Source organism: Pseudomonas sp. DrBHI1, from assembly GCF_002205115.1.
GTDB lineage: Bacteria > Pseudomonadota > Gammaproteobacteria > Pseudomonadales > Pseudomonadaceae > Aquipseudomonas > Aquipseudomonas mosselii.
The window spans coordinates 48161-72687 of sequence record NZ_NIBE01000004.1 but is presented as its reverse complement, the minus strand read 5'-3'; the positions used below and the strand labels follow the sequence as shown (position 1 = coordinate 72687).

Annotated in this window: 26 protein-coding genes; 14 read left to right on the top strand and 12 right to left on the bottom strand. The window is 64.0% G+C overall.

What is annotated here, in order from left to right; genetic code table 11:
- Positions 1-154 precede the first annotated feature (154 nt).
- Positions 155-2206, top strand: coding sequence for a TonB-dependent receptor domain-containing protein (locus tag CC207_RS00680; RefSeq protein ID WP_088851417.1), 2052 nt, complete (start codon positions 155-157; stop codon positions 2204-2206).
- 44 nt (positions 2207-2250) lie between these two features.
- Here the strand turns inward: CC207_RS00680 and CC207_RS00675 are convergent, their stop codons facing one another.
- Positions 2251-3315 carry an AI-2E family transporter gene (locus CC207_RS00675; RefSeq protein WP_028692470.1) on the bottom strand — a complete coding sequence of 355 codons (1065 nt, stop codon included), beginning with the start codon at positions 3313-3315 and terminating at the stop codon, positions 2251-2253.
- Positions 3316-3439: 124 nt separating this feature from the next.
- On the opposite strand from CC207_RS00675, the gene yegQ reads away from it, so the two are divergent.
- The 5 genes from yegQ to CC207_RS00650 all read left to right on the top strand — a co-directional run bounded on the left by yegQ (position 3440) and on the right by CC207_RS00650 (position 8420).
- Positions 3440-4774 (top strand): tRNA 5-hydroxyuridine modification protein YegQ, encoded by a 1335-nt coding sequence (gene yegQ, locus CC207_RS00670; RefSeq protein ID WP_069016834.1) that lies wholly within the window; start codon positions 3440-3442, stop codon positions 4772-4774.
- A gap of 79 nt (positions 4775-4853) precedes the next feature.
- Positions 4854-6590, top strand: a complete 1737-nt coding sequence (locus tag CC207_RS00665; protein ID WP_088851416.1) for a copper resistance system multicopper oxidase — start codon at positions 4854-4856, stop codon at positions 6588-6590.
- Positions 6583-7488, top strand: a complete 906-nt coding sequence (locus tag CC207_RS00660) for a copper resistance protein B (RefSeq protein ID WP_088851415.1) — start codon at positions 6583-6585, stop codon at positions 7486-7488. Before CC207_RS00665 ends, CC207_RS00660 begins: the two co-directional genes overlap by 8 nt.
- Before the next feature lie 66 nt (positions 7489-7554).
- Entirely contained in the window at positions 7555-7983 is a 429-nt protein-coding gene (locus tag CC207_RS00655; RefSeq protein WP_028692474.1) for a DUF411 domain-containing protein, read from the top strand.
- A complete protein-coding gene (locus CC207_RS00650; protein WP_028692475.1) occupies positions 7983-8420 on the top strand; it encodes a YqaA family protein in 438 nt (145 codons plus the stop codon). Before CC207_RS00655 ends, CC207_RS00650 begins: the two co-directional genes overlap by 1 nt.
- 54 nt (positions 8421-8474) lie before the next feature.
- On the opposite strand, the gene CC207_RS00645 is transcribed toward CC207_RS00650, so the two are convergent.
- The 11 genes from CC207_RS00645 to CC207_RS00595 form a co-directional block, all read right to left on the bottom strand.
- Positions 8475-9683, bottom strand: a complete 1209-nt coding sequence (locus CC207_RS00645; protein ID WP_088851414.1) for a hypothetical protein — start codon at positions 9681-9683, stop codon at positions 8475-8477.
- 279 nt (positions 9684-9962) lie between these two features.
- Positions 9963-10784 carry a hypothetical protein gene (locus CC207_RS00640; protein WP_139121072.1) on the bottom strand — a complete coding sequence of 274 codons (822 nt, stop codon included), beginning with the start codon at positions 10782-10784 and terminating at the stop codon, positions 9963-9965.
- 14 nt (positions 10785-10798) lie between these two features.
- Complete coding sequence (gene sctE / locus CC207_RS00635; RefSeq protein WP_158216128.1) at positions 10799-11959, bottom strand: type III secretion system translocon subunit SctE; 1161 nt, start codon at positions 11957-11959, stop codon at positions 10799-10801.
- Complete coding sequence (locus tag CC207_RS00630; protein WP_083242050.1) at positions 11949-12455, bottom strand: SycD/LcrH family type III secretion system chaperone; 507 nt, start codon at positions 12453-12455, stop codon at positions 11949-11951. Before CC207_RS00630 ends, sctE begins: the two co-directional genes overlap by 11 nt.
- Positions 12456-12463: 8 nt before the next feature.
- The gene (locus tag CC207_RS00625; protein WP_028692479.1) at positions 12464-13336 is read right to left on the bottom strand and encodes a virulence-associated V antigen; all 873 of its coding nucleotides are present in this window, start codon (positions 13334-13336) and stop codon (positions 12464-12466) included.
- A gap of 234 nt (positions 13337-13570) precedes the next feature.
- Positions 13571-15670 carry a type III secretion system export apparatus subunit SctV gene (gene sctV, locus CC207_RS00620; protein WP_028692480.1) on the bottom strand — a complete coding sequence of 700 codons (2100 nt, stop codon included), beginning with the start codon at positions 15668-15670 and terminating at the stop codon, positions 13571-13573.
- On the bottom strand, positions 15667-15996 hold the full coding sequence (locus CC207_RS00615; protein WP_028692481.1) for a tetratricopeptide repeat protein: 330 nt from the start codon (positions 15994-15996) through the stop codon (positions 15667-15669). The genes sctV and CC207_RS00615 overlap by 4 nt, the downstream gene beginning before the upstream one ends.
- 4 nt (positions 15997-16000) lie before the next feature.
- Complete coding sequence (locus CC207_RS00610) at positions 16001-16258, bottom strand: hypothetical protein (protein ID WP_158216127.1); 258 nt, start codon at positions 16256-16258, stop codon at positions 16001-16003.
- 95 nt (positions 16259-16353) lie between these two features.
- Positions 16354-16725, bottom strand: a complete 372-nt coding sequence (locus CC207_RS00605; protein ID WP_051555750.1) for a hypothetical protein — start codon at positions 16723-16725, stop codon at positions 16354-16356.
- Between the two features lie 2 nt (positions 16726-16727).
- A complete protein-coding gene (locus CC207_RS00600; RefSeq protein WP_028692484.1) occupies positions 16728-17012 on the bottom strand; it encodes a TyeA family type III secretion system gatekeeper subunit in 285 nt (94 codons plus the stop codon).
- Positions 16993-17835, bottom strand: coding sequence for an HrpJ domain-containing protein (locus CC207_RS00595; protein ID WP_088851413.1), 843 nt, complete (start codon positions 17833-17835; stop codon positions 16993-16995). Before CC207_RS00595 ends, CC207_RS00600 begins: the two co-directional genes overlap by 20 nt.
- 208 nt (positions 17836-18043) lie before the next feature.
- Here CC207_RS00595 and sctN point away from each other — a divergent pair, with 208 nt between their 5' ends.
- The 8 genes from sctN to sctU are packed head-to-tail and all read left to right on the top strand — an operon-like array spanning position 18044 to position 24335.
- Positions 18044-19372, top strand: coding sequence for a type III secretion system ATPase SctN (gene sctN / locus CC207_RS00590; protein WP_028692486.1), 1329 nt, complete (start codon positions 18044-18046; stop codon positions 19370-19372).
- On the top strand, positions 19363-19833 hold the full coding sequence (locus CC207_RS00585; protein WP_088851412.1) for a YscO family type III secretion system apparatus protein: 471 nt from the start codon (positions 19363-19365) through the stop codon (positions 19831-19833). The genes sctN and CC207_RS00585 overlap by 10 nt, the downstream gene beginning before the upstream one ends.
- Positions 19827-20669, top strand: a complete 843-nt coding sequence (locus CC207_RS00580) for a type III secretion system needle length determinant (protein WP_088851411.1) — start codon at positions 19827-19829, stop codon at positions 20667-20669. Before CC207_RS00585 ends, CC207_RS00580 begins: the two co-directional genes overlap by 7 nt.
- A complete protein-coding gene (sctQ, locus tag CC207_RS00575) occupies positions 20666-21589 on the top strand; it encodes a type III secretion system cytoplasmic ring protein SctQ (RefSeq protein WP_088851410.1) in 924 nt (307 codons plus the stop codon). Before CC207_RS00580 ends, sctQ begins: the two co-directional genes overlap by 4 nt.
- Entirely contained in the window at positions 21586-22239 is a 654-nt protein-coding gene (sctR, locus tag CC207_RS00570; RefSeq protein ID WP_088851409.1) for a type III secretion system export apparatus subunit SctR, read from the top strand. Before sctQ ends, sctR begins: the two co-directional genes overlap by 4 nt.
- Position 22240: 1 nt before the next feature.
- Positions 22241-22507, top strand: coding sequence for a type III secretion system export apparatus subunit SctS (gene sctS / locus CC207_RS00565; protein ID WP_028692490.1), 267 nt, complete (start codon positions 22241-22243; stop codon positions 22505-22507).
- Positions 22504-23292 carry a type III secretion system export apparatus subunit SctT gene (sctT, locus tag CC207_RS00560; protein ID WP_028692491.1) on the top strand — a complete coding sequence of 263 codons (789 nt, stop codon included), beginning with the start codon at positions 22504-22506 and terminating at the stop codon, positions 23290-23292. Before sctS ends, sctT begins: the two co-directional genes overlap by 4 nt.
- Positions 23289-24335 (top strand): type III secretion system export apparatus subunit SctU, encoded by a 1047-nt coding sequence (sctU, locus tag CC207_RS00555; protein WP_062361113.1) that lies wholly within the window; start codon positions 23289-23291, stop codon positions 24333-24335. Before sctT ends, sctU begins: the two co-directional genes overlap by 4 nt.
- The last annotated feature ends 192 nt before the right edge of the window (positions 24336-24527 follow it).

Below are 24527 nucleotides of genomic sequence, written 5' to 3'. Positions count from 1 at the left end.
TGATCGGCTGACTGCGTCACAAGACACCCCGCCTCGGCGGGGTGTTCTTTTTTGGGGCCGCTTTGCGGCCCCACGGCCATTACCGATCGACCACTGTGCTTCGTCTGCCCTTTGCAGCGTCAGACTCCCGCATTCGATCTGGAACCCCGTACCCATGCGCCCCACCCTCCCCTACTCCCTGCTGGCCCTGTTCGTCGCCGGCACCGCCCAGGCCGCCAATCGCGTCGAACTCGACCAGGTGCTGATCCAGGACCGGCAGCAATCCGAACTGGAAGCCGCCGCCGACCAGCTGCGCGAAATCCCCGGCGCCAGCAACCTGGTGGACATGGACAAGGTGGGCGAGGGCCGGGTGGCCAGCAACCAGGACGTGCTGGCCTATCAGCCGGGGGTGTTCGCCCAGTCGGCGGGCAACGACGGCATCAAGCTGTCGATCCGTGGTTCGGGCATCAACCGCGCGCCGGGCGCCCACGGCTCGGGCGTGTACACGATGTTCGACGGCCTGCCGCTGACCGGCCCGGGCGGCACGCCCTATGAACTGTTCGAAGCGCTGTGGCTGAGCCGCGCCGAAGTGCTGCGCGGCGCCAATGGCTTCGACCAGGGCTCGCTGGCCCTGGGTGGCGCGATCAACTACGTGACCCACACCGGTCACGATGCCGCGCCCTTGCAGGTGCGCTACGAAGTCGGCAGCCGTGGCTACCAGCGCCGGCACATCAGTACCGGACAGGTGCTGGGCAACCTCGACTACTACGTGGCCCTGACCGATGCCGAGTACGACGGCTATCAGGACCACAGCAGCGGCAGCGCCAAGGGCATCGCCGCCAACGTCGGCTACCGCTTCAACCCGAACCTGGAGACGCGCTTCTACCTGCGCTACCGGGAAACCGAGAACGACCTGGCCGGACGCCTGACCAAGGACCAGATCAAGCACCATCCCCGTGCCGCCAATCCAGCCTACCTGGCCCGCGACGACAGACGCCCGCAACCGGGCAGCACCTGGGTGGGCAACAAGACCACCTTCTTCCTGGATGACGATTCGCGCCTGGAGGCGGGGCTGGTCTATCACGACTACCCCATGGACCTGCGTGAAGGCCCGATGCGCCTTAAGGTCGCCTACACCGATGTCAGTGGCACGCTGAACTACTTGCGTCGCGACACGCTGTTCGGTCATGAGAGCAAGACCACCCTCGGCTGGCGCACCACCAAGCACCTGCCCAACAGCGGCGCTTCGCAGTTCGCTCGCCCCGGCGGCGACAATTTCGGTGCCCGCACCCGCGATTTCAGCTACCAGGGTTCGGACACCGTGCTGCATGCAGGCAACGACCTGGAGCTGATTCCGGACCTGTGGCTGACCACGGGCCTGGCGATGATCTACACCCGCCGCGAAAGCGACGTCACCTACCCAACCAGTGGCGGCAAGGTCAGTCAGCATGACTGGGACTACGCCCCACGCCTGGGCCTGCGTTACGACCTCCGCCCGGACCTGCAGGTCTACGGCAACCTCAGTCGCTCGGTGGAGCCGCCGCACCCGTGGTCGCTGGTCTGGAGTGCGCCAGTCGCCAACCAACCCATGAAGATGCAGAACCAGACCGCCGCCACCCTGGAACTAGGCGCCCGCGGCGATTCGGCACTGGGACGCTGGGACCTGGCCTGGTACTACGCTCAGGTACGCCACGAACTGTTAAACGTGGAAGTCGTGCAAGGCTTGCCGTTCAAGGAGTTCAACGCCAGCCCCACCGTGCACCAGGGCATCGAGGCCGGCCTGGACAGCCTGCTCTGGGAACAACCGGGCACCGGCAAGCTCAGCCTGCGCCAGGCCTACACCTTCAGCGACTTCCACTACCGCGACGACGACACGTTCGGCGACAACCGCCTGCCCGGCATCCCCATGCACTACTACCAGGCCGAACTGCGCTACGACTGGCCGAGCGGCTTCCATGCCGGGGTTAACACGCAGATGGCCTCCAAGGTGCAGGTGGACTACGCCAACAGCTACCACGCCGACGCCTACGCCCTGCTCGGCGCGCGCCTGGGCTGGGATTCGCCGAAACGGGATTGGCAGACCTGGCTCGACCTGCGCAACCTGACCAACAAACGTTACGCGGCGACGGTGACGCCGGGGTACAACGATGCCGGGCAAGACATCGCCCGCTCGACGCCGGGTGAAGGGTTTGGGGTGTATGCGGGGGTTTCCTACAGCTTCCGATAATCGCCAATGGCGGTGCGCCGATGCGACTTGCCCCACGATGGTCCTCATGAAGGCAACTGCACCTGCGGCTTGGTCGAGGCAAAGATCGCCCAGCTGGAGATGAACAACGCCGCGATCAACGGCCCGATCACGAAGCCATTGAGCCCGAACACCGCCAGCCCACCGAGTGTCGACACCAGCACCAGGTAATCCGGCATCCGCGTATCCTTGCCCACCAGGATTGGCCGCAGTAGGTTGTCCACCAATCCGATCACCAGCACACCGAACGCGGTCAGCACGATCCCCTGCCAGATCGCCCCGGTCAGCAGGAAGTACAACGCCACCGGCCCCCAGACGATCCCCGCGCCCACCGCCGGCAGCAACGACAGGAACGCCATCAGCACCGCCCACACCAGCACGCTGGGAATGCCCAGCACCCAGAAGATCAGCCCGCCCAGCGCCCCCTGGGTGATCGCCACCAGCAGGTTGCCCTTGACCGTGGCCCGCACCACGCGCTTGAACTTCAACTGCAGGCGGCGCTTCTGCTGCTCGGGCAGCGGCACCGCCTGGCGCACCTTGCGCGCCACCTCCGCGCCCTCGCGCAGGAAGAAGAACAGCAAATAGAGCATGATGCCGAAGCTCACCAGGAACTCGAAGGTGCCCTGGCCGAAGCTGAACGCCTGTCCGGCGAGGAACTGGCTGCCCTGGGTCGCCCACTTGGTGATCTTGTCACGCAGGCCATCGAGGTTGCCCATACCCATGCGGTCGAGGAAATGCTGTGCGTAGGCCGGCAGCATGTCCTTGCCGCGCTCGATATAGCCGGCGATATCCAGCTGGCCGCTTTCGATGCGCTGGTACAGCGTCGCGCCCTCCTGCACCAGCAGGGCGCCGATGACGATCACCGGCAATACAGCGATCAGCAGGCAGGTGACCAGCGCCGTCGCCGTGGCCAGGTTGCGCCGCCCACCAAAGCGCAGCAACAGCTGGCGTTGCAGAGGCGCGAAAAGAATCCCGAGGATCACCGCCCAGAAGATCGCGCCGGAGTACGGCAACAGGATCCAGATGAAGGCGATGGTCACCAGTGCCAGCAGCACGGTCAGGGCTTTGTTCTGCAATAAGGTTTCGTTCATGGGCATTCCTCGAGGGCTCAACAATTTAGTGCCCCGCGCGCCGGCAAAAGTGCCGTTGATCCAGATCAATACCTGAACATCGCCTCCGTCTTAGCATCCGCGCCTTTTGCCCCCGGTGCGCACCATGACCCCTCTCGCCAAGCCCGAACTGCTCGCCCCCGCCGGCACCCTCAAGACCATGCGCTACGCCTTCGCCTACGGCGCCGACGCGGTCTACGCCGGCCAGCCGCGCTACAGCCTGCGGGTGCGCAACAACGAGTTCGACCACGCCAACCTGGCCCTCGGCATCCAGGAGGCCCAGGCCCAGGGCAAGCGTTTCTACGTGGTGGTCAACATCGCCCCGCACAACGCCAAGCTCAAGACCTTCCTCAAGGACTTGGCGCCGGTGATCGAAATGGGCCCGGATGCACTGATCATGTCCGACCCGGGACTGATCATGCTGGTACGCCAGCACTTCCCGCAGATGCCCATCCACCTGTCGGTGCAGGCCAATACGGTGAACTGGGCCAGCGTGCAGTTCTGGCAAGGCCTGGGACTGACCCGGGTGATCCTGTCGCGGGAGCTGTCGTTGGAAGAGATCGAGCAGATCCGCCAGCAGGTGCCAGAGATGGAGCTGGAAGTCTTCGTGCACGGCGCGTTGTGCATGGCCTATTCCGGGCGCTGCCTGCTGTCGGGCTACATGAACAAGCGTGACGCCAACCAGGGCACCTGCACCAATGCCTGTCGCTGGAAGTACCAGGCTACCCCGGCCACCGAGAATGCCACCGGCGATATCGTCCGTGAGTGCGAGCCGACCCTGGGCCTCGGCGCGCCGACCGAGCAGGTGTTCCTGCTCCAGGAGTCCAACCGCCCCGGCGAAGAGATGCCGGCCTTCGAGGACGAGCACGGCACCTACATCATGAACGCCAAGGACCTGCGCGCCATCCAGCACGTCGAGCGCCTGGCCCGGATGGGCGTGCACTCGCTGAAGATCGAGGGCCGCACCAAGTCGCACTTCTACTGTGCCCGCGCCGTGCAGTCCTACCGCCAGGCCATCGACGACGCCGTGGCCGGGCGGCCGTTCGACCGCGGCCTGATGAGTAACCTCGAGTCCCTCGCCCAGCGCGGCTACACCGAAGGTTTCCTGCGCCGCCACGTGCACGACGAGTACCAGAACTACGAGCGCGGCAACTCGGTGTCCGAGCGCCAGCAGTTCGTCGGCGAACTGACCGGAGTGCGCGTGGACGGCCTGGCCGAAGTGAAGGTGAAGAACCGCTTCGCCGTGGGAGACCACCTGGAGCTGATGACCCCGCGCGGCAATTACCACTTCGACCTGCACCGCCTGTGCGACCGCCTGCAGCAGGCCATCGAGGTGGCGCCGGGCGACGGCCATGTGGTGTACCTGCCGATTCCCGAGCAGGTCTCGCTGGAGTTCGGCCTGTTGATGCGCGACCTGGAGAGTGGCCAGGCCGCTGCCTGACAAATCTGTAATCCGCGCCTCAGGTGGCTGACAGGCGCGGGCGGCGAGGATCGTGGCAGTTCCGTAGCGAGAGCACGCCATGCCACCGACTCCAACCCGCCGCACCTTCGTCAAGGGCCTGGGTGCCGCCAGCGCCCTGGCCGGCCTCGGCCTCTGGCGCCCGCTGGCCCAGGCCGCCGAGGGCCGCCTGCCGCTGCACGAGCTGAGCGGCCAGCAGTTCGACCTGTTCATCGGCCAGACCCCGGTCAACATCACAGGCCGGCCGCGCACCGCGCAGACCATCAACGCCAGCCTGCCCGGCCCGCAGCTGCGCTGGCGCGAGGGCGACACCGTGACCCTGCGCGTGCGCAACCGCCTGGACCAGCCCACCTCGATCCATTGGCACGGCATCATCCTGCCGGCCAACATGGACGGCGTGCCGGGCCTGAGCTTCGCTGGCATCGAACCCGGCGGCGACTACCTCTACCAGTTCACCCTGCGCCAGAGCGGCACCTACTGGTACCACAGCCACTCCGGGCTGCAGGAGCAGGCCGGCGTGTACGGCGCCATCGTCATCGAGCCCCGCGAGCCTGAACCGCATCAGTACCAGCGCGACCATGTGCTGCTGTTCAGCGACTGGTCGGACCAGGCGCCAGAAGCGCTGATGGCCACCCTGAAGAAGCAGTCCGACACCTTCAACTACCACAAGCGCACGGTCGGCGACTTCGTCGACGATGTCGCGCAAAACGGCTGGGGCAAGGCCGTCGACAACCGCTGGACCTGGGCGAAAATGCGCATGAGCCCGACCGACCTGGCCGACATCAGCGCCGCCAGCTACACCTACCTGCTCAACGGCCAGCCCCCGGACGGCAACTTCACCTGCCTTTTCCAGCCCGGCGAGACCGTGCGCCTGCGCCTGATCAACGCCTCGGCGATGACCTACTTCGACTTCCGCATTCCAGGCCTGAAACTCTCGGTAATCGCCGCCGACGGCCTGCCAGTGACACCGGTGAGCGTGGACGAGCTACGCATCGCCGTGGCCGAAACCTACGACGTGCTGGTCACCGTGGGCGACCTGCCCGCCTACACGCTGTACGCCCAGAGCATGGACCGCACCGGCTTCGCCCGTGGCACCCTGGCCCGTGCAGCGGGCTTGCAGGCCCCCGTACCCGAGCCGGACCCGCGCCCGGTGCTGACCATGGACGACATGGGGCACGGCGACATGGGTGGGATGGAGCATTCGAATATGCCAGCGATGAACCACGCCAACATGGCGGGCATGGACCACTCGAACATGGCCGGTATGGCCATGATGCAAGGCCACCCCGCCAGCGAGATCGACAACCCGCTGGTGGACATGCAGACCATGGCCCCCCGCGCCAACCTGGCCGATCCTGGTATTGGCCTGCGCGGCAACGGCCGCCGAGTGCTGACCTACGCCGACCTGCGCAGCCCCTACCCCGATCCGGACGGGCGCGAACCGTCGCGCAACATCGAGCTGCACCTGACTGGCCACATGGAACGCTTCGCCTGGTCGTTCGACGGCATCAAGTTCAGCGATGCCGAGCCCCTGCGCCTGAAATACGGCGAGCGGGTGCGCATCATCCTGGTCAACGACACCATGATGACCCATCCCATCCACCTGCACGGCATGTGGAGCGACCTGGAGGATGAACAAGGGCGCTTCCTGGTGCGCAAGCACACCATCGACATGCCACCCGGAAGCCGGCGCAGCTACCGCGTCAGCGCCGACGCCCTGGGCCGTTGGGCTTACCACTGCCACCTGCTCTACCACATGGAGACCGGCATGTTCCGCGAGGTACGGGTCGATGAATGAGAACCGCAACCGCCACATCGTCACCTGTGTCGCGCTTATGGCCTTGCTGGCCAGTGAACGGGCCCTGGCCGCGGGCATGGACCACATGAACCATGGCACCATGCCGATGGACCACGGCCAAATGAACCATGACAGCATGCCCATGGACCACAGCCAGATGAACCACACGGCGACGCCCCCCAGCCAACCGCGCACACCGCTTCCGGTGATCACCGACGCCGACCGCCGTGCCGCTTTCCCGCCGCTTCCGGGGCATCAGGTGCACGACCAGGCGACCAACTGGGCGGTGATCGTCGACCAGCTGGAATACCAGAACTTCGAAAGCAGCGGCGCCCTGAACTGGAACGCCACTGCCTGGGTCGGCGGCGATATCGACCGCCTATGGCTGCGCACCGAGGGTGAGCGGGAACAAGGCAAGACCCACAAGGCCGAGCTGCAGGCCCTCTGGGGCCATGCCATCAGCCCCTGGTGGGAACTGGTCGGTGGTGTGCGCCAGGACTTCCAGCCCGCCAGCGGTCAGGGCTGGGCCGCCTTCGGCATCCAGGGCACGCCGCTCTACGGCCTGGAGCTGGAAGCCACTGCCTACGCCGGCGAGCGACAGCAGACCGCGCTGCGCCTGGAGGCCGGTTACGCTATGCTGCTGACCAATCGCTGGATCCTCGAACCGACCGTCGAAGCCAACTTCTTCGGGCGCAATGATGCCGGGCGCGAGCAAGGCTCGGGGCTGGCCGAAAGCGAAGTGGGCCTGCGCCTGCGCTACGAGATCACCCGCGCGTTCGCGCCCTATGTCGGCGTCAGCTTCAACCGCCTGCACGGCGACCGTGCCGACCAGGCCCGGGAGAATGGCGAGGACATCGGCCAGACTCGGCTGGTGGTGGGGTTACGCCTGCGCTTCTGAAGCACAGGCGCTCCCACCAGGCCGCCACCTGGCCAATGAATCATGCTGTTTCACAGGAGCTCCACCATGCTGCGCAAACACCTGCTCACCCTCGGCCTGCTGGCCGTCACCGGCCTGGCCCAGGCCGCCGAGACCATCGATGTCTACCGCGATCCCAACTGCGGTTGCTGCAAGGAATGGATCAAGCACCTGAGCGACAACGGTTTCACCGTCAACGACCATGTCGAACCGAACATGAGCGCGGTCAAGCAACGCCTGGGCGTCGAGCCACGCCTGGCGTCGTGCCACACCGGGGTGATCGACGGCAAGTTCGTCGAAGGCCATGTGCCGGCCGAACAGGTACGCCTGCTGGCCAGGCGCAACGACCTCAAGGGTATCGCGGTACCGGGCATGCCCATGGGTTCGCCGGGCATGGAGATGGGTGACCATAAGGACGCCTACCAAGTCATCGGCGTGACCCTGGATGGCCAGGATACCGTGGTCGCCAGCTACTGATGCTCAGCCTTGGGGCGCTGTTCCTCAGCGCCTTCGGCGCCGCCACCTTGTTGCCGCTGCAGTCCGAAGCGGTGCTGGTCGGACTGCTGATTCGCGAACCGAGTGCCTGGGCAACTCTGCTGCTGGTGGCCACCCTCGGCAATGTGCTCGGTTCCATCGTCAACTGGCTGCTGGGCCGGGCCGTCGATCACCTGCGCGAACGCCGCTGGTTTCCGTTCAGCGCCAGCCAGCTGGAACGCGCCCAGCAACGCTACCAGCGCTGGGGCCAGTGGTCGCTGCTGCTGAGCTGGATGCCGGTGATCGGCGACCCGCTGACTTTGATCGCCGGGATCATGCGCGAGCCGTTCTGGCGTTTCGTACTGCTGGTCACCCTGGCCAAGGGCGGGCGCTATATCGTGGTGGCAATGATCACCCTGGGCGGGTTTCACACAGGGTGATCGGAGGGATTCGAAGGGCTGGCTGAAGCCCGAAGGCCTCAGCCAGTGTTACGCTCAAGCCGCGTTGGCAGCCTGCAGGTTGCCAAGTAGGCGCCCTGCCTTGTCCAGCTTATTCTGCAACGTGTCCATGAACGATTGCGCGGTGTGGAACTGCAACAGATTGGGCTCCAGTTTACGCTGCCCGAAGAGGTCGCCGAAGGAGTGGGACTGCCCCACCGCCGTGTGGTCCAGGACCATTGAAGCGATTGCCTTTTCGGCAGCACTGCCCTTTTCGGCAAGATGCTCCAGGTGCTCGAACGACTGCGAGAGCGGACTAGCCGGCCGCTGTAGCGAATGGATGGTCGCGTTGAAGTCATTACGCGTAGGCAGAGCGACCTCATCATCAATCTTGACAAAGTCGAGCTTGACGGCCTGGAGCGACGTTACCGGATCAGACTGTTCGATGGTCGTCGCGTGATAAGCCACTTCAGGCTCCACAGGCCGTGCCGCGCTCGCGTGGGCTAATGTGCCGGCCACCACCGGATGGGTATGGTCGCTTGCATCCCCCACGACAACTGGCACCACTGGATCAGGCTTCTGGGCGAACCGTTCGATGAACTCGGCATCGACCTCTTTGACAAACTCCACCACCGCTTCAGCCCCCACTTGCTCGGGATCCGGAAACTCGGCAAATCGCGAGGCCAGGAAAATTACCGCTTCGAGCACCTTGGCGGCAGCCATCGAGTCGTTCTGCATAAGCGCGATACTGTCCGGAGACTGGGCTGCAATCAGGGTGTACCCACCGACAATATCGACCTTGTTAATACTTGTCTCGACCTTAAGCTCAGGCACAAGCTTGCCCAGCATGTCGATATTCGACAACAGGCAGTTGGCGTTACGCATGATATTGCTACCCGTGAGCTGTTCCGTGTAACTGGTCATGAACTGCTCGGTGGGCAGATGCTCCTGCTTCGCCAGTATCCCGTTGGCCTGCGACCTCATGACATCCGGCAGCCCCTTGGCCACCTGCTCGTTCAAAGAGCGCATCACGTCCGACGTCGAATCCGCGGCCTGCGCGCCCCCCGTCGCCACACTGGAACGAAAGCCGAGGAACTCGGCAATCGCGATGAATAGGCGCATCAGGATGCCATGCTTCTGCGGTTCCTCGTGACGTGCCAGGCGCTGCGCCGTTTCGCTGGTTTTTACCTCTTTGCAGTCACTGCCCGCGTTGACGGGGTCCAGGTCGGCGCCACACACCCAACTGGTTGAAACCGATTCAATCATCGTGCAAACCTCTTCTTGCAGGATCGTTTAACTTGTGGAAAAGACCGCTCTCACTCCAGCAAGAACAAAAGTCTTCTCCGCAGTAATTTGCCTCCAGCATGGTGGAAGCTGAGCAAACGATACTGGCGCTGCACATCAGGCCCCATCAGCCCTTATCGCCTTTTTTGCACTTTTCGGCGTTGGTGTGATGGCACGGTATTGGTTGATACGCAAGCATGAAAAAGCCGCAAGAGCCTGGACCCTTGCGGCGTCTAACATCCTTCAAGAAACTTGGTCTTCTCAGGCCATGATGCCAGCAGCCCTGAGCCCCTGGTTGTCATTGCGCAGGATTTCCTGGATCAGCTGACGCACCTGGTCGATCATCTTCGCCAAATCATCGGTACAGCGCTGGAACAACTCCTTCTGGTTACCGGCAACCGCCGCCTCAAGCTCCTGCTCCTTGGCCCAGACATCCTGCAACGACTTGATGGCATGGGCGATGCCCGTGCCGAAGGCTGCGCCACTCTGGGCCACGCCATTGAGCGTGTGCAATGTGGTATTGCGGGTGTCGATGCCGTTCTGCAGATGCTTGACCTCGATACGGTTCTCGGCGATCAGCTTCTTTGAGGCCATCGTCACCTCACCGGGCTTGGCAAACTCGGCAGCATGACTGGCTTGCTCCACTCCCTTGATAGTCCGCGCATCCCCCAGATTTTTGAGCATCCCGGTGGTACCGCTGACCAGGGTGAACATACCCAATGCACCGCTGACAGCCGCCGAGGCGAACAGCGCATTGCTGGCGGTTCTCATCCAGCCGATCTGTTCCTTGCTCGCCAGCACGCTGACTTCGGCCTGGGTCCTGCGCCCCTGCGCATTGCCATCGCGCACCTGCATGGCGGCTCGGAGAATCGCCAGCAGGCTCTCCAGGTCCTGGCTGCAGGGCGTAGCCTGCGGCGTATCCAGGCTTACCCGCCCTTGCTTCTCGGCAAATGCCGCGCTCGTCGCTGCACCGGGCATGGCCAGCATCGCCCACAGCGGCTGCCCAACCTTCTGCCCCTCGGTGACCGGCAGTTGGGCATTCACGTGGGACGAATGATCAATAGTGGAAATAGACAGACTCATGATTGACTCCTTGATCAGGCAATGACGTTTCGGCAAGCAATATCGGCGCAGGCTTTGCTGCGGTTGTTCAACAGTTCCAGCAGTTGTTCGAAGCGTTGCTCCTTCCCCGCGAGCAGTTGTTCCAGCGCCTTGGCCAACTGCTCGAGAAAACTGTGTCCCTGGTCCAGCAGCAGGCGCATCTCCGCCAGCTGGGCCTCGCTGCGCAACGCCAGCCCCTGCATGATCGAACTGGCCGCCTGCCCGGCGCTGGACAGCGTGGTGGTCGCCATGCTGGCGCCTGTCAGGGTCATCTGTAGCTTGGCCTGGGTGCCCGCGCTGGCGGTCGAGATGACACCGGTGGAGGCGACGCTCTGGATCTTCTGGCCCACCGACAGGACCGCCTGAGCGACCTTGCCACTCACCTTGCCGGCCACCCGGGCAGCGACCACCGCGAGGCTACCGCCGCAGGTCAGCACCACCGAGGCCAGCGCCAGGGCGACTTCCACCGCCATCAGCACCGGCCCGAGGTACTTCATTACCTCCTTGGAGATGTGCCCGTCCTCGGCGGCCTGGTTCAACGACATGGACACCACGCCCATGACGCCACCGGCGATCATCAGCGCGCCCGCGACGGCGCCCAGGCCGGTGGCGACCATGACGGTCCCCACCACGATGGAGACGATGGCGGCGGCCCAGCCAAAAACCTTGGCGAACACGCTCGCCGTGCCAGCATCCCGGTGTCGCTGGGCCACCTCCTCCATCTTTTGCGCGTTGAGCGCCATCTGCTGGCGGTTCTGCTCGGTGAGCTGACGTACCTGCTGCAGATTCAGCTCGGTCTGCCGAGCACCCAACTGGCTCAGCAGTTCGGTGAGGCGAATATCCAACTCAGCGTCGGAGATGTCCCCGGCGAGCTGCCCAAGTATCAGTGCCCCGACATCGGGTACCGCGACCAGCACCGGTTGCATGAGGCCTTCGGCGTCGAACAGTTTGTCGACTACCTGCCCCTGTAGCTGTCCCGTCGCCAGTGGCGCCGGAGGATCCAGCCGGACATTCATGTCCTGCTTGATCGTTGCGATTCTGGACGGTGTGCCGGTCTCGCCGGGCAACTGGATCGCCGCACCCGGCAGACGCGGTTCCGATTCGATTTCAGCCGGCATCAGGAGCGGCTGCTCCACAGGAAGAAGTTCAGCTCGCATGACGTGCGCCCTCCTTCTGCTGCAGGGCCTCGAGCAGCACCTGTGCCTGACCTGCCAGACCGGCATGTTCGCTGTCCATCGCCAGGATCTGCGCCTGTTCGTAACCGCTGCGCGCCGAGGCAAGGTCGCCCAGGTGCTGGTGGCATTGAGCGGCATGGAAGGTGAAACGCGGGTCCTGCGGCGCGAGCATCGCGCCATAGGCATAGGCCGGCAATGCATCCTGGTAGCGCTCAAGGGCCTGGTAGGCACCTGCCACGCCCAGAAACGCCCGGGGATCGTAGTGGTTGAGTGCCGCCAGCCCCTTGAACATCGTCAGCGCATCCTCCAGCCGTCCCGCCTGGTAGAAGTTGAACGCTTGGGCATAAAGCGTTTCCAGTTGTGCCACGCAAACCCCGCGCAGCATGGCGAATGTGCCGCCATCGCCGAAGAAGCGCTCGATCGCATCGACGTTGTTGGCATCAGCATCGCCGCCGGCCATCTGTTGTACTACTGTCATCTCCTACCTCAGTTCTGCAGAATCTTGGACAGCATCGAGAACCAGGTCTCGACGAACTTCATCATCACCTCGGTGGAGGTGGTGTAGCGCGAACCCACGTCGTTGAGCAGGGTGGTCTGTTCGGTCACCTTGTCGTTGACGATGCGGGTGCGGTCGCTCAATGCCTGGGAGAAATTGGCCAACGGGTTGTTGTCCTTGTCCCAGGCGTACTGCGCTTTCAGATCGGTCATCGGCCCACTGACCTTGTGCAGGCGGCTACCGCTTGCACTCGACGCAGTGACGGATTGCGTGCCCTCGAGAAAATGCCGCACCGTGACGACCCCAGAGCCGTTGAAGGTGGGCTTGAACGTGTCCAGGCTCGAGAGCAGTCGGCGCTCGAAACTCTTCTCCCAACTGTCCGCATCGAGGTCATAGAGCTTGCGGTCGAAGAGGTTGAAACTACCGTCTTCCAGCTTGAAGGTGCCCTTGTCAGCCATCACCACGTTGACCTTCGACTGGATCACGCTGAAGATCTTCAGCTCCGCCGTGAGGCACCTGAGCTGCTCGCTAAGCTCGGTGCGTTCGGCCTTCTGCTTGCGCATGCGCAGGCCCATCGCCGCCATCACCAGCTCGTCCATGCGCAAGCGCTCACCCAGGTTCTGCAACTGCAAGGGAGCTCCCGGCAACCAGCCGGCATAAGCCTCGAGCAACTGGCAAAGCGCATCGACATGCTGCTCAGGCAGCGGTCGCGCCAGCAACCCCTCGAAATAGGGACGACTCTGCGCCAGGCGCGCCTGCCCCTCGGGGCCCAACAACTGCTCGATGGCCTGCGCTCGATGTACCAGGTCCAGCGGCTGCCCCTGGCCGCCCATGGCCATGATCCCGTGTTGATCCAGGATCACCTCCAGGCGCCTTATGTCTTGCCAGGTGTCCGGCGGCGCGACACGGTCTACATACGGCAATGGGACAGGGCGACTACTTGCTTCAATAGAACTGCTCATCATCTGTATCCGGTTGGCCAGGTACCCTTCTTGGGGTACATGCAGATGAGTCTATTGAAGGGCGAACAACCGCTCCGTCAGGCCCGGCCGCGATTTTGTAGTTTCCGGATAACGCTTTCTGACACCCGATGAGCGTCAGCCGATTCGCCCCAGCGGCTGGATGTTGATCTGCGTGGTGAGCTCCTGGAACGACAGCACCGGCAGCTCGAAATAGATGCCCTCGACCAGCTTGCGTACATAGCGGCGGATATCCATCGACACCACCAGCACGGGCCTGGCTTGAACATCCTGCAGGTCGCCCACCACGGCTTTCACCTGGGCGAGAAAGGCGTCGCTCTGCGCCGGCTCCAACGCCAGGTAGCTGCCGGCGCTGGTCTGGCGGATGCCACTGCGGATCATCTCCTCGACCGCAGGGTCCAGCAGATAGGCCGGCAGCAGGTTGTGGCCGCTGGCGTACTTGTAGCAGATGTAGCGCTTGAGGCTGCTGCGCACGTATTCGGCCAACTGCACCACATCCTTTTCCTTCTGCCCCCACTCCACGAGAGCCTCGAGAATCGAGCGCATGTTGCGGATCGAGATGCCCTCGCCCACCAGCCGCTGGAAGACCTCGGTGATGCGCTGCAACGGCAGGATGCGCTGCACCTCCTTGACCAGTTCCCCATAGCCCTGCTCCATCTGCTCCAGCAGGTAGCGGGTCTCCTGGATGCCGATGAAATCCCCGGCGTACTCGCACAAAACCTGCGAAAGATGCCAGGCGAGCACCTGGTCGATCGCCAGGAAGGCGCACCCGGCGCGCTCCAGGCGCTCACGCTGCGCCTGCTCCACCCATAGCGCCACACGCCCCGGCTGCAGGGCTTCGCCTTCCTCATAGGACACGCCGACAAGCGCCAACTGGCTGGGTTTTTCCTGCACCAGTAGCCGTTCCGGCATGAGCCGCCCACGCGCCACCGGCACTTCCTGCAACAGGATGCGGTACTCGCCGGGGCCAAGCGCGCTGGTAAAACGCAGGCGGATGCCGGGAAACGGCACGCCATGATCCAGGTACAGCGCCTGGCGCACCCGCGCCAGCTCGTCGTTCAGCGAGACGGCTTCAAGGGCGGCTTGCAGGCCACTGTCCACATCGATGAGCAAGGGCACGGTCAGAGCAAAAGCTTGTGTATCACCGGCCAACTTCGCCCTGCCGGTTGGTTTGAGCGTAGGCGCGCCGGCGCCGTTGGCCAACAGCGCCGGCAGGCCACCGCTCTGCTGCCGGCCGTCCTCCTCGATGCGTCGCTGGCGGATTACCCACCAGCCACCGCCGCCAACCAACAGCGCCAGGCTGAAGAAAGTAAACGTCGGAAACCCTGGGATAATACCGAACAATGCCAGCAGCGCGCCGCCGATCAATAAGGCCTTGGGCTGCGCCATCACCTGGCTGCCGATGTTCGCCCCCAGGTCGCGGGCACCTTCACCGTCGCGGGTGACGATGATGCCCGCGGTGATGGCGATGAGCAGCGCCGGCACTTGGCTGACCATGCCGTCGCCCACGGTGAGTACCGCGTAGAGCTGCAAGGCGTCGGCCGCCGTCATGCCCTTCTGCATCACGCCGATGGCCAGCCCAGCCAGCAAGTTGACCACGATGATCACCAAACCGGCGATGGCATCGCCCTTGACGAACTTCATCGCCCCGTCCATGGCCCCGTACATCTGGCTGGCCTTTTCCACTTCGCCACGGCGCGAACGGGCCTCGTTGACGTCGATGACCCCGGCGCGCAGGTCGCCGTCGATGCTCATCTGCTTGCCCGGCATGGCATCGAGGGAAAACCGCGCGCTGACCTCCGCCACCCGCTCGGCACCCTTGGTGATCACCAGGAACTGCACGATGGTGATGATCAGGAACAGGATGCAGCCCACCACCAGGTTGCCGCCGACCACGAAGTCGCCAAAGGTCTGCACGATCTGCCCGGCGTCGGCCTCCAGCAGGATCATCCGCGTGGTGCTGATCGACAGCGCCAGGCGAAACAGCGTGGTGACCAGCAGCACCGACGGGAACACCGAGAAATGTAGCGGCGAGACAACGTACACCGACATCATCATCAACACGACGGCGATGGTAATGTTCAGGGCGATCAGCAGGTCCAGCAACAGCGGCGGCAACGGCAGGATCATCATGAACACCACTGCCAGCAGCATCACCGCCAGCATCAGGTCCTTGCGCGCGCCGACATGGCCGAGCATCCGGGTCAAGGTGTTCATGACTGATCCTTGAGTCGCAGGTACTCGGCGAAGGTGGCCTGCGCCTGCTCCAGGCGGCCCGCCATCTGCTGCGCCTGGCTCAAGCACAGCCATAAGGATGCCTGCTGCTCGCCGGCGTCACGCAGCGTCAGGCACTGCTGCTCGGCGCGCGCCCAGTCGCCCAGCTCGAGGGCGGCCACTACCGAAGCGCGCCGCCCGGCGAGGTGATCGGGATCAACCCGCAACAGCACCTCCAGCAATGTTTGCGCACCGTCAGGTCGTCCACATCGCAGATGAAGCCAGGCCAACAGTTGCAGGACATCACACTGTTCGATCGTCAATTGCATCTGTTCATACCTTGAGCAGAAGGTTCGCGTAGCACGCCAGCGCGTGCCGGTCGGCCAGCAACGCTTGCAGCAGTACCGCCGCCTGGCGCTCCTTGGCGCTCAGCAGTTGCTTTGCCAGGGAGCCCAGCGTCATGGCGAAGCGATGTGGGTCGTACAGGGCACGCAGCTCCTGTTCGGGACTGGCGTACGACAGCCGCAGGCTTGCCATCCGATACTGCGGGTACAGCTCACGCAGGTGTGCCTGCACAGGTTGCCCAGGCATCGGCAGCGGTTCGCCAACCGATCGGGGGAACACGGTGTCGGCTGCCAAGGATTGCAGCCACGGGGCATGGAGCTGCCCGCCTCGTTCTATCAGGCTCATGCCGCAAGCACTTCGACGCGCATCCGCGACAGCAACTGGTAAGCCTCGTGCAATACCTGTTTCGTCACGCGACGTTCATCGAGACTGACCAGCAACACCAGACGTTCGTCAGGCAGCAGGCCGCATCGCAACAGCTGCCCAGGTACCTGGTGGTCCTGGACATGCCTGAGCGCACTCGACATGGCATGCTCGAACAATGCGCCCTGCACGGCAAAGCTCAGCCAAAGCGTCACCTGGCCCGCCAGCCGCTCGAACTGCAGGACACCGATATCCGGAAGATCCAGGCGTAGCCGTGTTTCCGGCAGATGCGCCAGTACCACGCCTTGATCGCGGCAGAACCGGACGATGGCCTCGCTACAAGGGTCCATGCTCATTCCTCCCGCACGCCACGCAGCGACGCTTCCTCATCTTCGATGAGCCGGTCCATGGTCAACTGACAGACCATCAGCAGGTGCTCGCGCTGGGTCTCATCGCTGAAAACCTGCAGAGGCAACAGCCGGAAGATGCGCTGCAGTTCACGCAGGCAGTGGATGCGTTGCCCGCCAGGAGCAAGCGGCAGCACGGCCAGCAGGCGCAGGATGTCCTGCTCGCCGGCCCAGCGTTTGTCGATCAGCGCCAAGAGGTCGCTGACCAGATCAGAAGGCCCGTACGCCACTGGGCTCTCCGGCAAGCTGGCGGAACAGCGCGGTAGTGTCGCTTTCCAGTTTCTTCAGGGCCTGCACCAGTTTCATGTCGCCGATGACCTGCTGCAGCTGATTGCTGTCCAGGTGCGAGGACGGCCCGCTGATATGACTGGCCAGGCCGTTGAGCATGTACTGGGCGACATCGCCGATGGCCGCGTCACCGAAGCGTGCGCGCAGCTCGTCCCAGGCGTGCTTGAGACCGCGATAACCACACAAAAAATCGCAGTACACCCCACGCAGCGCGGCCACTTCGGCGACCCCCTGTTCCTGGGTAGCCTGGGCCAGCGGACCGATCTCGATTCCCAGCTCGATCATCCGGCCCTGCGCCTGCGCCATGCCCGCCATGGCCTGATCTAGCTTCCCAGGCAAGCCGCTGTCATCAGCCATATTGCCCAATGCGGCACGGGCATAGGCCAAGGCCAGGTAGCGATGGCAGGCTTCGCCGGAAAAGCCATCCAGCCGTGCTTGCAACTCTCCCGGCGTCAGATCGGGATGCTGGCGCAACCAGGCCACGAGTTCATCCAGGGCACGACGCTGCACATCCGGTACCTTGGCCAGCATCTCCTCGGCCGCCTGGCCTGCCTGCAAGCCATGCTGGCGCGCATCGGTGATGCGGCTACGGGCACCGAGCCGGGCATTGGCCAACGACGAGAACGCCATCGACACCTCTTCCGCCATCTCGACCTGCTGCCCCATCGGGGTTACCTGCCGCACCTGGATGGTTGCCTGCCCTTCCCATCCGCCCCCCACGGCCACCGCCGATTCAACCTGCGCTAAGCCGATGCCTACGCTCATGCCCACCTCATTATCGAACTACATGAATGAGCGGCATGCTAGAGGCCTGCCATGAGCCTTACTGTCATTGCCGGGCGCTTCTTTTTAGCCTTTCGGCAAGCGTCAAAGAGGGCGGCCGAAATCTAAAAACATGCGACTCACAGTGAAATCCGCCCCATGGCAAGCCTCCTAGAATGGCGTCCTTCCTTTGCGCACCAGCACCCTTCCCATGTCGCCATCGCTGCTCCAGATTCCCCAGGCCCTGAAAGCCGCCGTGAACGACGTCACCCTGGTCCAGGTCAACGGCAAGGTCACCCAGGTCACCGGCACCCTGATCCGTGCACTGGCGCCTGGGGTGCGGGTCGGCGAACTGTGCCGGCTGCGTAGGCCGGACCATGAGCAGGAACTGCTGGCCGAGGTCATCGGCCTGCAACAGGACCAGGCATTGCTCGCCCCGTTGGGCGACATACAGGGGCTTTGCACGCGCACCGAGGTCTGCCCCACCGGTAGCCAGCATCGCGTCGGTGTGGGTGATCATCTGCTGGGAATGGTACTCGACGGCCTGGGCAACACGCTCGACGGCAGCGTACAGACCGCGCCGCAAGCCTGGTACCCGGTACATCGGGATGCGCCGGCTCCCTTGAGCCGCAAGCTGGTCGACACACCCTTGAGCCTGGGCATCCGTTGCATCGATGGCCTGCTCACCTGCGCTGAAGGGCAGCGCGTCGGCATCTTCGCACCCGCCGGCGGCGGCAAGAGCACGCTGCTGGCCTCACTGCTGCGCAACGCACAGGCAGACGTGATCGTCCTCGCCTTGATCGGCGAACGCGGCCGAGAAGTGCGCGAGTTCATTCACCATGAGCTCGGCGAACAGGGCCTGCGCCGTGCGGTGCTGGTGGTCGCGACCTCCGACCGTCCGGCGATGGAGCGGGCCCGTGCGGGCTTCGTCGCCACCACCGTGGCCGAGTATTTCCGTGATCAGGGCCGCAAGGTCCTGTTGCTGATGGACTCGCTGACCCGCTTCGCCCGGGCCCAGCGGGAGATCGGCCTGGCCGCGGGCGAACCGCCGACTCGACGCGGCTTTCCGCCGTCGGTGTTTGCCCAGTTGCCACGCCTGCTCGAACGTGCCGGGCACGCGGACAAGGGCTCGATCACCGCGCTCTACACCGTGCTGGTGGAAGGCGATGACCTGAACGAACCGATCGCCGAGGAAACCCGCTCGATCCTCGATGGCCATATCGTGCTGTCCCAGGCACTGGGGGCGGCCAACCACTACCCGGCCATCGACGTGCTGCGCTCGGTCAGCCGGGTGATGCACCAGGTGGTCAGCCCTGCCCACCGCGCCGCCGCCAGCCAGTTGCGCCAGTGGATGGCGTGCTATGAAGAAGTCGAGCTGCTGCTGCGAGTCGGCGAATACACCCGAGGCCAGGACCCTGCCGTGGATCAGGCCATCGACAAGCGCGATGCCATTCGCGCCTGGCTGTGCCAGGCGCCGCATGAGCGCAGTTCGCTGCAACAGAGCCTCGAACAACTGCTGGAGATCGCTCGGTGTCCTTGACCGCCCTGTTATCCATCATGCAACGCCGGCTGCAACGGGCCGAGCGCGAAGCGCACACTCAACAGGTCCGCTTGCAGGCAGCCCAGGCGGACCAGACGCAATCGCTCGAAGTGCATCTGACTTATCGGCGCTGGGCCCTCGAGGAGGAACAGCGTCTGTTCGATGCGCAGATGGGCCGCCTGACCAACCTCCATGGCCTGGAGCACTGGCGTCGACAGGTCGGACTGCTCGGTGAGCGCGAAGCGAGCCTGCGTGGACAGGTCGTGGCCTGCGAGGACGCGCTGATGCGCCAGCACTCGGCACGCCAGCAGGCGCAAACGAAGCTCGCCAAGGCCAGACAACAGCTGGACAGTTTCAAGCAGCTGCACGAGCAAGCTTCCCGGCAAACCGCTCGGCGTACAGAGCACAGCCAGGAGCTCGAAGTGGAGGAGCGCCATGGCCAGGGAGGTTCTCCATGCTGAACACCCAGCCTGTCCCTGCGCTGCCGGACAACCCATTGTCTGAAACGCCTGGACTTAGGCCATGCAACGAGCAGCGACGGTTGTTCGAACACCTGCTGGAAGATCCACGGATAAAGCGCAGGGCGCCGCAGGAGACTGGCCATCGACCCACCCAGGACGAAGCCTGCCCTGAACGCCCTGTCACCCAAGTGGTCCTGAACATGGCTGACTTGATCGCAAAGTGCCCGCGCGCCTGCGCAGCAGAACGACCTGCGCTGCTCGAGGACGTCATCGAACGTCCCCTTCCGGAGCCCATGCCAGCGATACCTGATGCAGTCGAGCCAACCTCATTGACCGAAGCACGTCGAGCCGGGGCGGGCCCTCAAAATGTCCACGACAATACCAACAACGTGCCGGATCGTCTGCTACTCCGCGATATCGACCCAATCCTTGCCCCCCCCATCCCATCGAGCGAGCGCCCCCTGATCGACAAGGGCCTGTCATCAACTGTCGCTGCCCCCGTCCAGGATCTGCAGACGCTTGTTGAGCGCCTGCAACTGCAACTGTTCGCCAGCAGGACTGGCAAACGCGAACAGGCCCTGTTGCAGGTGCAGTTACCTCAGCTGGGCCATGTCGAAGTACGCATGAACCCTGCGAGCGCTGGCCTGCAGGTGGAGATCCAGGCTGCGCCGGCCGCCCTGCGGCAATTGCAGGTGGCCGGTACGGACCTGCTTGAGCGCCTGCAACGACTCGATCCCGCACAGCCGGTCAGCCTCGGCTTTGGCGCAAATGGCGACAACCATCAAGGCTCGCGCAACAAGCGCCATGTAGAGGACGAAGGCTGGCCTGAACCATGAGTACATCGAACTTGCCTGTCGCCCACACTCAGGAACTGCGCTTGCAGCAGTCACTGAGCCATCGCCAACCTCATTATGCCGACGATCAAGGGCAGGTCTCGCTGAGCGTCAGCACTCCAGGCGATGACCTGGACCTGACCGTGCTAATCGATTGGCACGGCGTGCCGGCTCGCCTGCTGTGTCGTCGGCAGCAGCTGGCGCAATGGCTCGCACCACAGTTGCAGGCAGCCGACTTCGCCAGCCTCCCCAGCGCACTGCAGCTGGCGGTGCTGCAACGGGACACCCCTCGCCTACCCGGCCTGCAATGCCTGGGCATCGAGCCGGCAGACAGCATCGACCGCATACCCGGTCTGCAGGTGACGCTGAGAAGCGCGCAGGGCCTGCTGCCCTGCTGGGTACAAGGCGACAGCGAGCACATGCTGGCGGCCTTGCCACGGCGTCCACTACGCGAACGCCTGAACATCCAGCTCAACCTCTCGCTGCAGTGGCGCGCCCTCGAATTGACGTTGCACGACCTGCGCGACCTGGGCTCGGGCGACATCCTGCTACTGCCTGCCGGTACGCCAAGTTCCCCGCGACTGCTGGGCGTGCTCGATGGCCACCCCTGGGCCGAGCTGCAACTCGAAGACACACATCTGGAGCTAGTCCGCATGCACGATACCCCCCCTGTGGCCGACACTACGCTGCAAGCGCTGGAGCAACTGCCCATCCCGGTCAGCTTCGAAGTCGGTCGCCAGACCCTCGACCTGCACACACTGTCGACCCTGCAACCTGGAGCGCTGATTGAACTGCATAGCCCTGTGGATGCCAAGGTGCGCATCCTCGCCAACCAGCGCTGCATCGGCACCGGTCTGTTGGTGCAGATCGACGGCCGCCTCGGGGTGCGAGTCGACCGCCTGCTGGAGCAGCAACCGACATGATCCAGCTGCCGGACGAACTGAGCCTGATCCTCGGTCTGGCGCTGCTGTCGCTGGTGCCGTTCATCGCGGTCATGGCCACCTCGTTCCTGAAGATGGCCGTGGTCTTCTCGTTGCTGCGCAATGCCCTGGGTGTCCAGCAGATCCCGCCAAACATGGCCTTGTATGGCCTGGCGATCATCCTCAGCCTCTATGTCATGGCCCCGGTGGGCATGGCCACCTACGACTACCTGAACGCCCATGAGACCACCCTCGGCGATACCCGTTCGGTCGAGCGCTTTCTCGACGAAGGCATGGCGCCGTTTCGCGCTTTTCTCGACAGCCAGGTCAACGAGCGCGAACGCGCTTTCTTCCTCGACAGCACCCGCCAACTCTGGCCCCAGCACTATGCCGAGCGGGTCGACGGCAACAGCCTGCTGGTGCTGCTGCCGGCGTTCACCATCAGCGAGCTGAGCCGGGCCTTCGAGGTAGGTTTCCTGATCTACCTGCCCTTCATCGCCATCGACCTGATCATCTCCAACATCCTCCTGGCCATGGGCATGATGATGGTGTCGCCTGTGACCATTTCACTGCCCTTCAAGCTGCTGCTGTTCGTCCTGCTCGACGGCTGGGGGCGACTTTCCCATGGCCTGGTGCTGAGCTACGGAGGCTGACATGGGCAATACCGAAGTTCTGCACTTCGCCACCCAGTCGCTGTGGCTGGTGCTGGTCCTGTCGCTGCCGACGGTGCTGATGGCCGCGCTGGTCGGTACCCTGGTTTCCCTGGTACAGGCGTTGACCCAGGTACAGGAGCAGACCCTAGGTTTTGTCGCCAAGCTGGTGGCGGTGGTCGTCACCCTGTTCGTCACTGCCGACTGGATGGGCAGCGAGTTGTACCGCTACACCGATCTGGTGCTCAACCGAATTTCCTCTGCACGATGACGGTCCAGACGCTTGAACAGATGCTGCTGGGCTTCAGCCTGATCCTGCCCCGGTTGTTCGGCTGTTTTCTGCTGCTGCCGATCCTCGGCAAGCAGGTACTGGGCGGCGCGCTGGTGCGCAATGGCGTGGCCTGTTCGCTGGCCCTGTTCATCTACCCCAGCGTGGCCGGTACCCTACCCGTTGCGCTGGACGGATTACAGCTGGGGCTGCTGATCGGCAAGGAAGTGCTGCTCGGCCTGCTGCTGGGCTTCGTGGTGGCCATCCCGTTCTGGGCCCTGGAGGCCTGCGGCTTTCTCATCGACAACCAGCGCGGCGCCACCCTGGCCTCCACCCTCAACCCGCTTCTGGGCAGCCAGACCAGCCCCACCGGCGCCTTCCTGGCGCAGACGCTCGTTACCTTGTTCTTCACCGGCGGCGCCTTCCTGGGGCTGCTAGGGGCGCTGCTGGGCAGCTATGCCAGCTGGCCGGTGGCAAGCTTCTACCCGTACATCGGCGACCAGTGGAATACGTTCTTCCTGGCCCAGTTCGACTACCTGCTGAGCCTCTGCGTGCTGTTCGCCGCGCCATTGCTGATTGCCATGTTCCTCGCCGAATTCGGCCTCGCCCTGGTCAGCCGCTTCGCACCGTCACTGAACGTGTTCATCCTGTCCATGCCGATCAAAAGCCTGGTCTGCAGCGCGCTGCTGGTGCCGTACCTGTTCCTGCTAATGACGCAGGCCGAAAGCCAGGTTTTCATCGCACTGTCCAAGGTACGCCTGCTCGGCCCTTTGCTGGAGCAGCCATGAGCACCGAAAAGACCGAACAACCCACGCAAGCGAAATTGCGCGATGCGCGCCGCAACGGCCAGGTGGCCAAGAGCAAGGAGCTGGTCTCCACTGTACTCATCCTGAGCCTGGTCGCGTTGCCCATGGGCTTTCCCGACTACTTTCTCGGGCATCTTGGTGAGCTGATGATGCTGCCCGCCCCCCTGCTCCATCTGCCCTTTCGCCAAGCGCTGGAGCTGATGCTGAAGCAACTGCTGCATGAGTTGCTATGGCTCACCTTGCCGTTCCTTTTGACCGCGGTGCTGGCCGCCATCGCCGGCAACCTGCTGCAGACCGGTTTCGTCTTCAGCGGCCAATCGCTCACACCTGACCTGAAAAAAGTCAGCCCGCTGGAGGGGGTGACGCGGATCTTCTCGATCAGGAACCTGCTCGATTTTCTCAAGTCGGCGCTCAAGGTCCTGCTGCTCGGCGCGCTGGTGATTGGCCTGCTCAGTGATCAGCTTCGCACGCTGCTGCGGGTGCCGTCGTGCGGCATCGAGTGCATCCTGCCGTTGCTGGGCAGCCTGATGGGCAACCTTATCGGGGTCTGTGCCGTGGGTTTCCTGGCGATCTCGGCGGCCGACTATGGTCTTGAACGCTGGCAACATCTGAAACAGCTGCGCATGAGCAAGGAAGAGGTCAAGCGCGAGCACAAGGAGATGGAGGGTGCCCCGGAGCTCAAGCGCGAGCGTCGCAAGCGCCATCGCGAGATACACAACGGCACACTGCGCGCGGACGTCAGGCGCTCGTCGGTCATCGTCGCCAACCCGACCCATATCGCCGTGGGCCTGCGCTACAGGCCCGGGGAAACGCCCCTGCCGTTGGTCACCCTCAAGTACACCGACGAACAGGCCCTGCTGGTCCGGCGGATCGCCGAAGAGGAAGGGATACCGGTGCTCGAACGTATTCCCCTGGCCCGGGCGCTGTTCGCGGATAGCCTGGTGGAGCAGTACATTCCAGGTGACTTGATCCAGCCGGTCGCTGAGGTGATTCGCTGGTTGCAGGCGCAAGAGAAGATTGCATAGATAACCGCAAACCACTGGCAACCCCTATCCCACAGGTCCAGGACAATCGGAGTTGGAAGCCCGGGGTTTGTACGAACAGTAGCCGAGTGGCGATCAGACAAGGCGAAAACAGGCGAGGAACGGCCGAAGTCGTGCTCGATTTCACGGGTTGTAAATGAACATTCCGAGCCTGTTTTCAACCCCGCATGAGCG

Bases quoted from the DNA above. Each gene is read 5' to 3' on its own strand.
- CC207_RS00680 (WP_088851417.1), top strand. From the start codon at position 155: ATGCGCCCCACCCTCCCCTACTCCCTGCTGGCCCTGTTCGTCGCCGGC.
- CC207_RS00675 (WP_028692470.1), bottom strand. From the start codon at position 3,315: ATGAACGAAACCTTATTGCAGAACAAAGCCCTGACCGTGCTGCTGGCA.
- yegQ (WP_069016834.1), top strand. From the start codon at position 3,440: ATGACCCCTCTCGCCAAGCCCGAACTGCTCGCCCCCGCCGGCACCCTC.
- CC207_RS00665 (WP_088851416.1), top strand. From the start codon at position 4,854: ATGCCACCGACTCCAACCCGCCGCACCTTCGTCAAGGGCCTGGGTGCC.
- CC207_RS00660 (WP_088851415.1), top strand. From the start codon at position 6,583: ATGAATGAGAACCGCAACCGCCACATCGTCACCTGTGTCGCGCTTATG.
- CC207_RS00655 (WP_028692474.1), top strand. From the start codon at position 7,555: ATGCTGCGCAAACACCTGCTCACCCTCGGCCTGCTGGCCGTCACCGGC.
- CC207_RS00650 (WP_028692475.1), top strand. From the start codon at position 7,983: ATGCTCAGCCTTGGGGCGCTGTTCCTCAGCGCCTTCGGCGCCGCCACC.
- CC207_RS00645 (WP_088851414.1), bottom strand. From the start codon at position 9,683: ATGATTGAATCGGTTTCAACCAGTTGGGTGTGTGGCGCCGACCTGGAC.
- CC207_RS00640 (WP_139121072.1), bottom strand. From the start codon at position 10,784: ATGAGTCTGTCTATTTCCACTATTGATCATTCGTCCCACGTGAATGCC.
- sctE (WP_158216128.1), bottom strand. From the start codon at position 11,959: ATGCGAGCTGAACTTCTTCCTGTGGAGCAGCCGCTCCTGATGCCGGCT.
- CC207_RS00630 (WP_083242050.1), bottom strand. From the start codon at position 12,455: ATGACAGTAGTACAACAGATGGCCGGCGGCGATGCTGATGCCAACAAC.
- sctV (WP_028692480.1), bottom strand. From the start codon at position 15,670: ATGAACACCTTGACCCGGATGCTCGGCCATGTCGGCGCGCGCAAGGAC.
- CC207_RS00615 (WP_028692481.1), bottom strand. From the start codon at position 15,996: ATGCAATTGACGATCGAACAGTGTGATGTCCTGCAACTGTTGGCCTGG.
- CC207_RS00610 (WP_158216127.1), bottom strand. From the start codon at position 16,258: ATGCCTGGGCAACCTGTGCAGGCACACCTGCGTGAGCTGTACCCGCAG.
- CC207_RS00605 (WP_051555750.1), bottom strand. From the start codon at position 16,725: ATGGACCCTTGTAGCGAGGCCATCGTCCGGTTCTGCCGCGATCAAGGC.
- CC207_RS00595 (WP_088851413.1), bottom strand. From the start codon at position 17,835: ATGAGCGTAGGCATCGGCTTAGCGCAGGTTGAATCGGCGGTGGCCGTG.
- sctN (WP_028692486.1), top strand. From the start codon at position 18,044: ATGTCGCCATCGCTGCTCCAGATTCCCCAGGCCCTGAAAGCCGCCGTG.
- CC207_RS00580 (WP_088851411.1), top strand. From the start codon at position 19,827: ATGCTGAACACCCAGCCTGTCCCTGCGCTGCCGGACAACCCATTGTCT.
- sctQ (WP_088851410.1), top strand. From the start codon at position 20,666: ATGAGTACATCGAACTTGCCTGTCGCCCACACTCAGGAACTGCGCTTG.
- sctR (WP_088851409.1), top strand. From the start codon at position 21,586: ATGATCCAGCTGCCGGACGAACTGAGCCTGATCCTCGGTCTGGCGCTG.
- sctS (WP_028692490.1), top strand. From the start codon at position 22,241: ATGGGCAATACCGAAGTTCTGCACTTCGCCACCCAGTCGCTGTGGCTG.
- sctT (WP_028692491.1), top strand. From the start codon at position 22,504: ATGACGGTCCAGACGCTTGAACAGATGCTGCTGGGCTTCAGCCTGATC.
- sctU (WP_062361113.1), top strand. From the start codon at position 23,289: ATGAGCACCGAAAAGACCGAACAACCCACGCAAGCGAAATTGCGCGAT.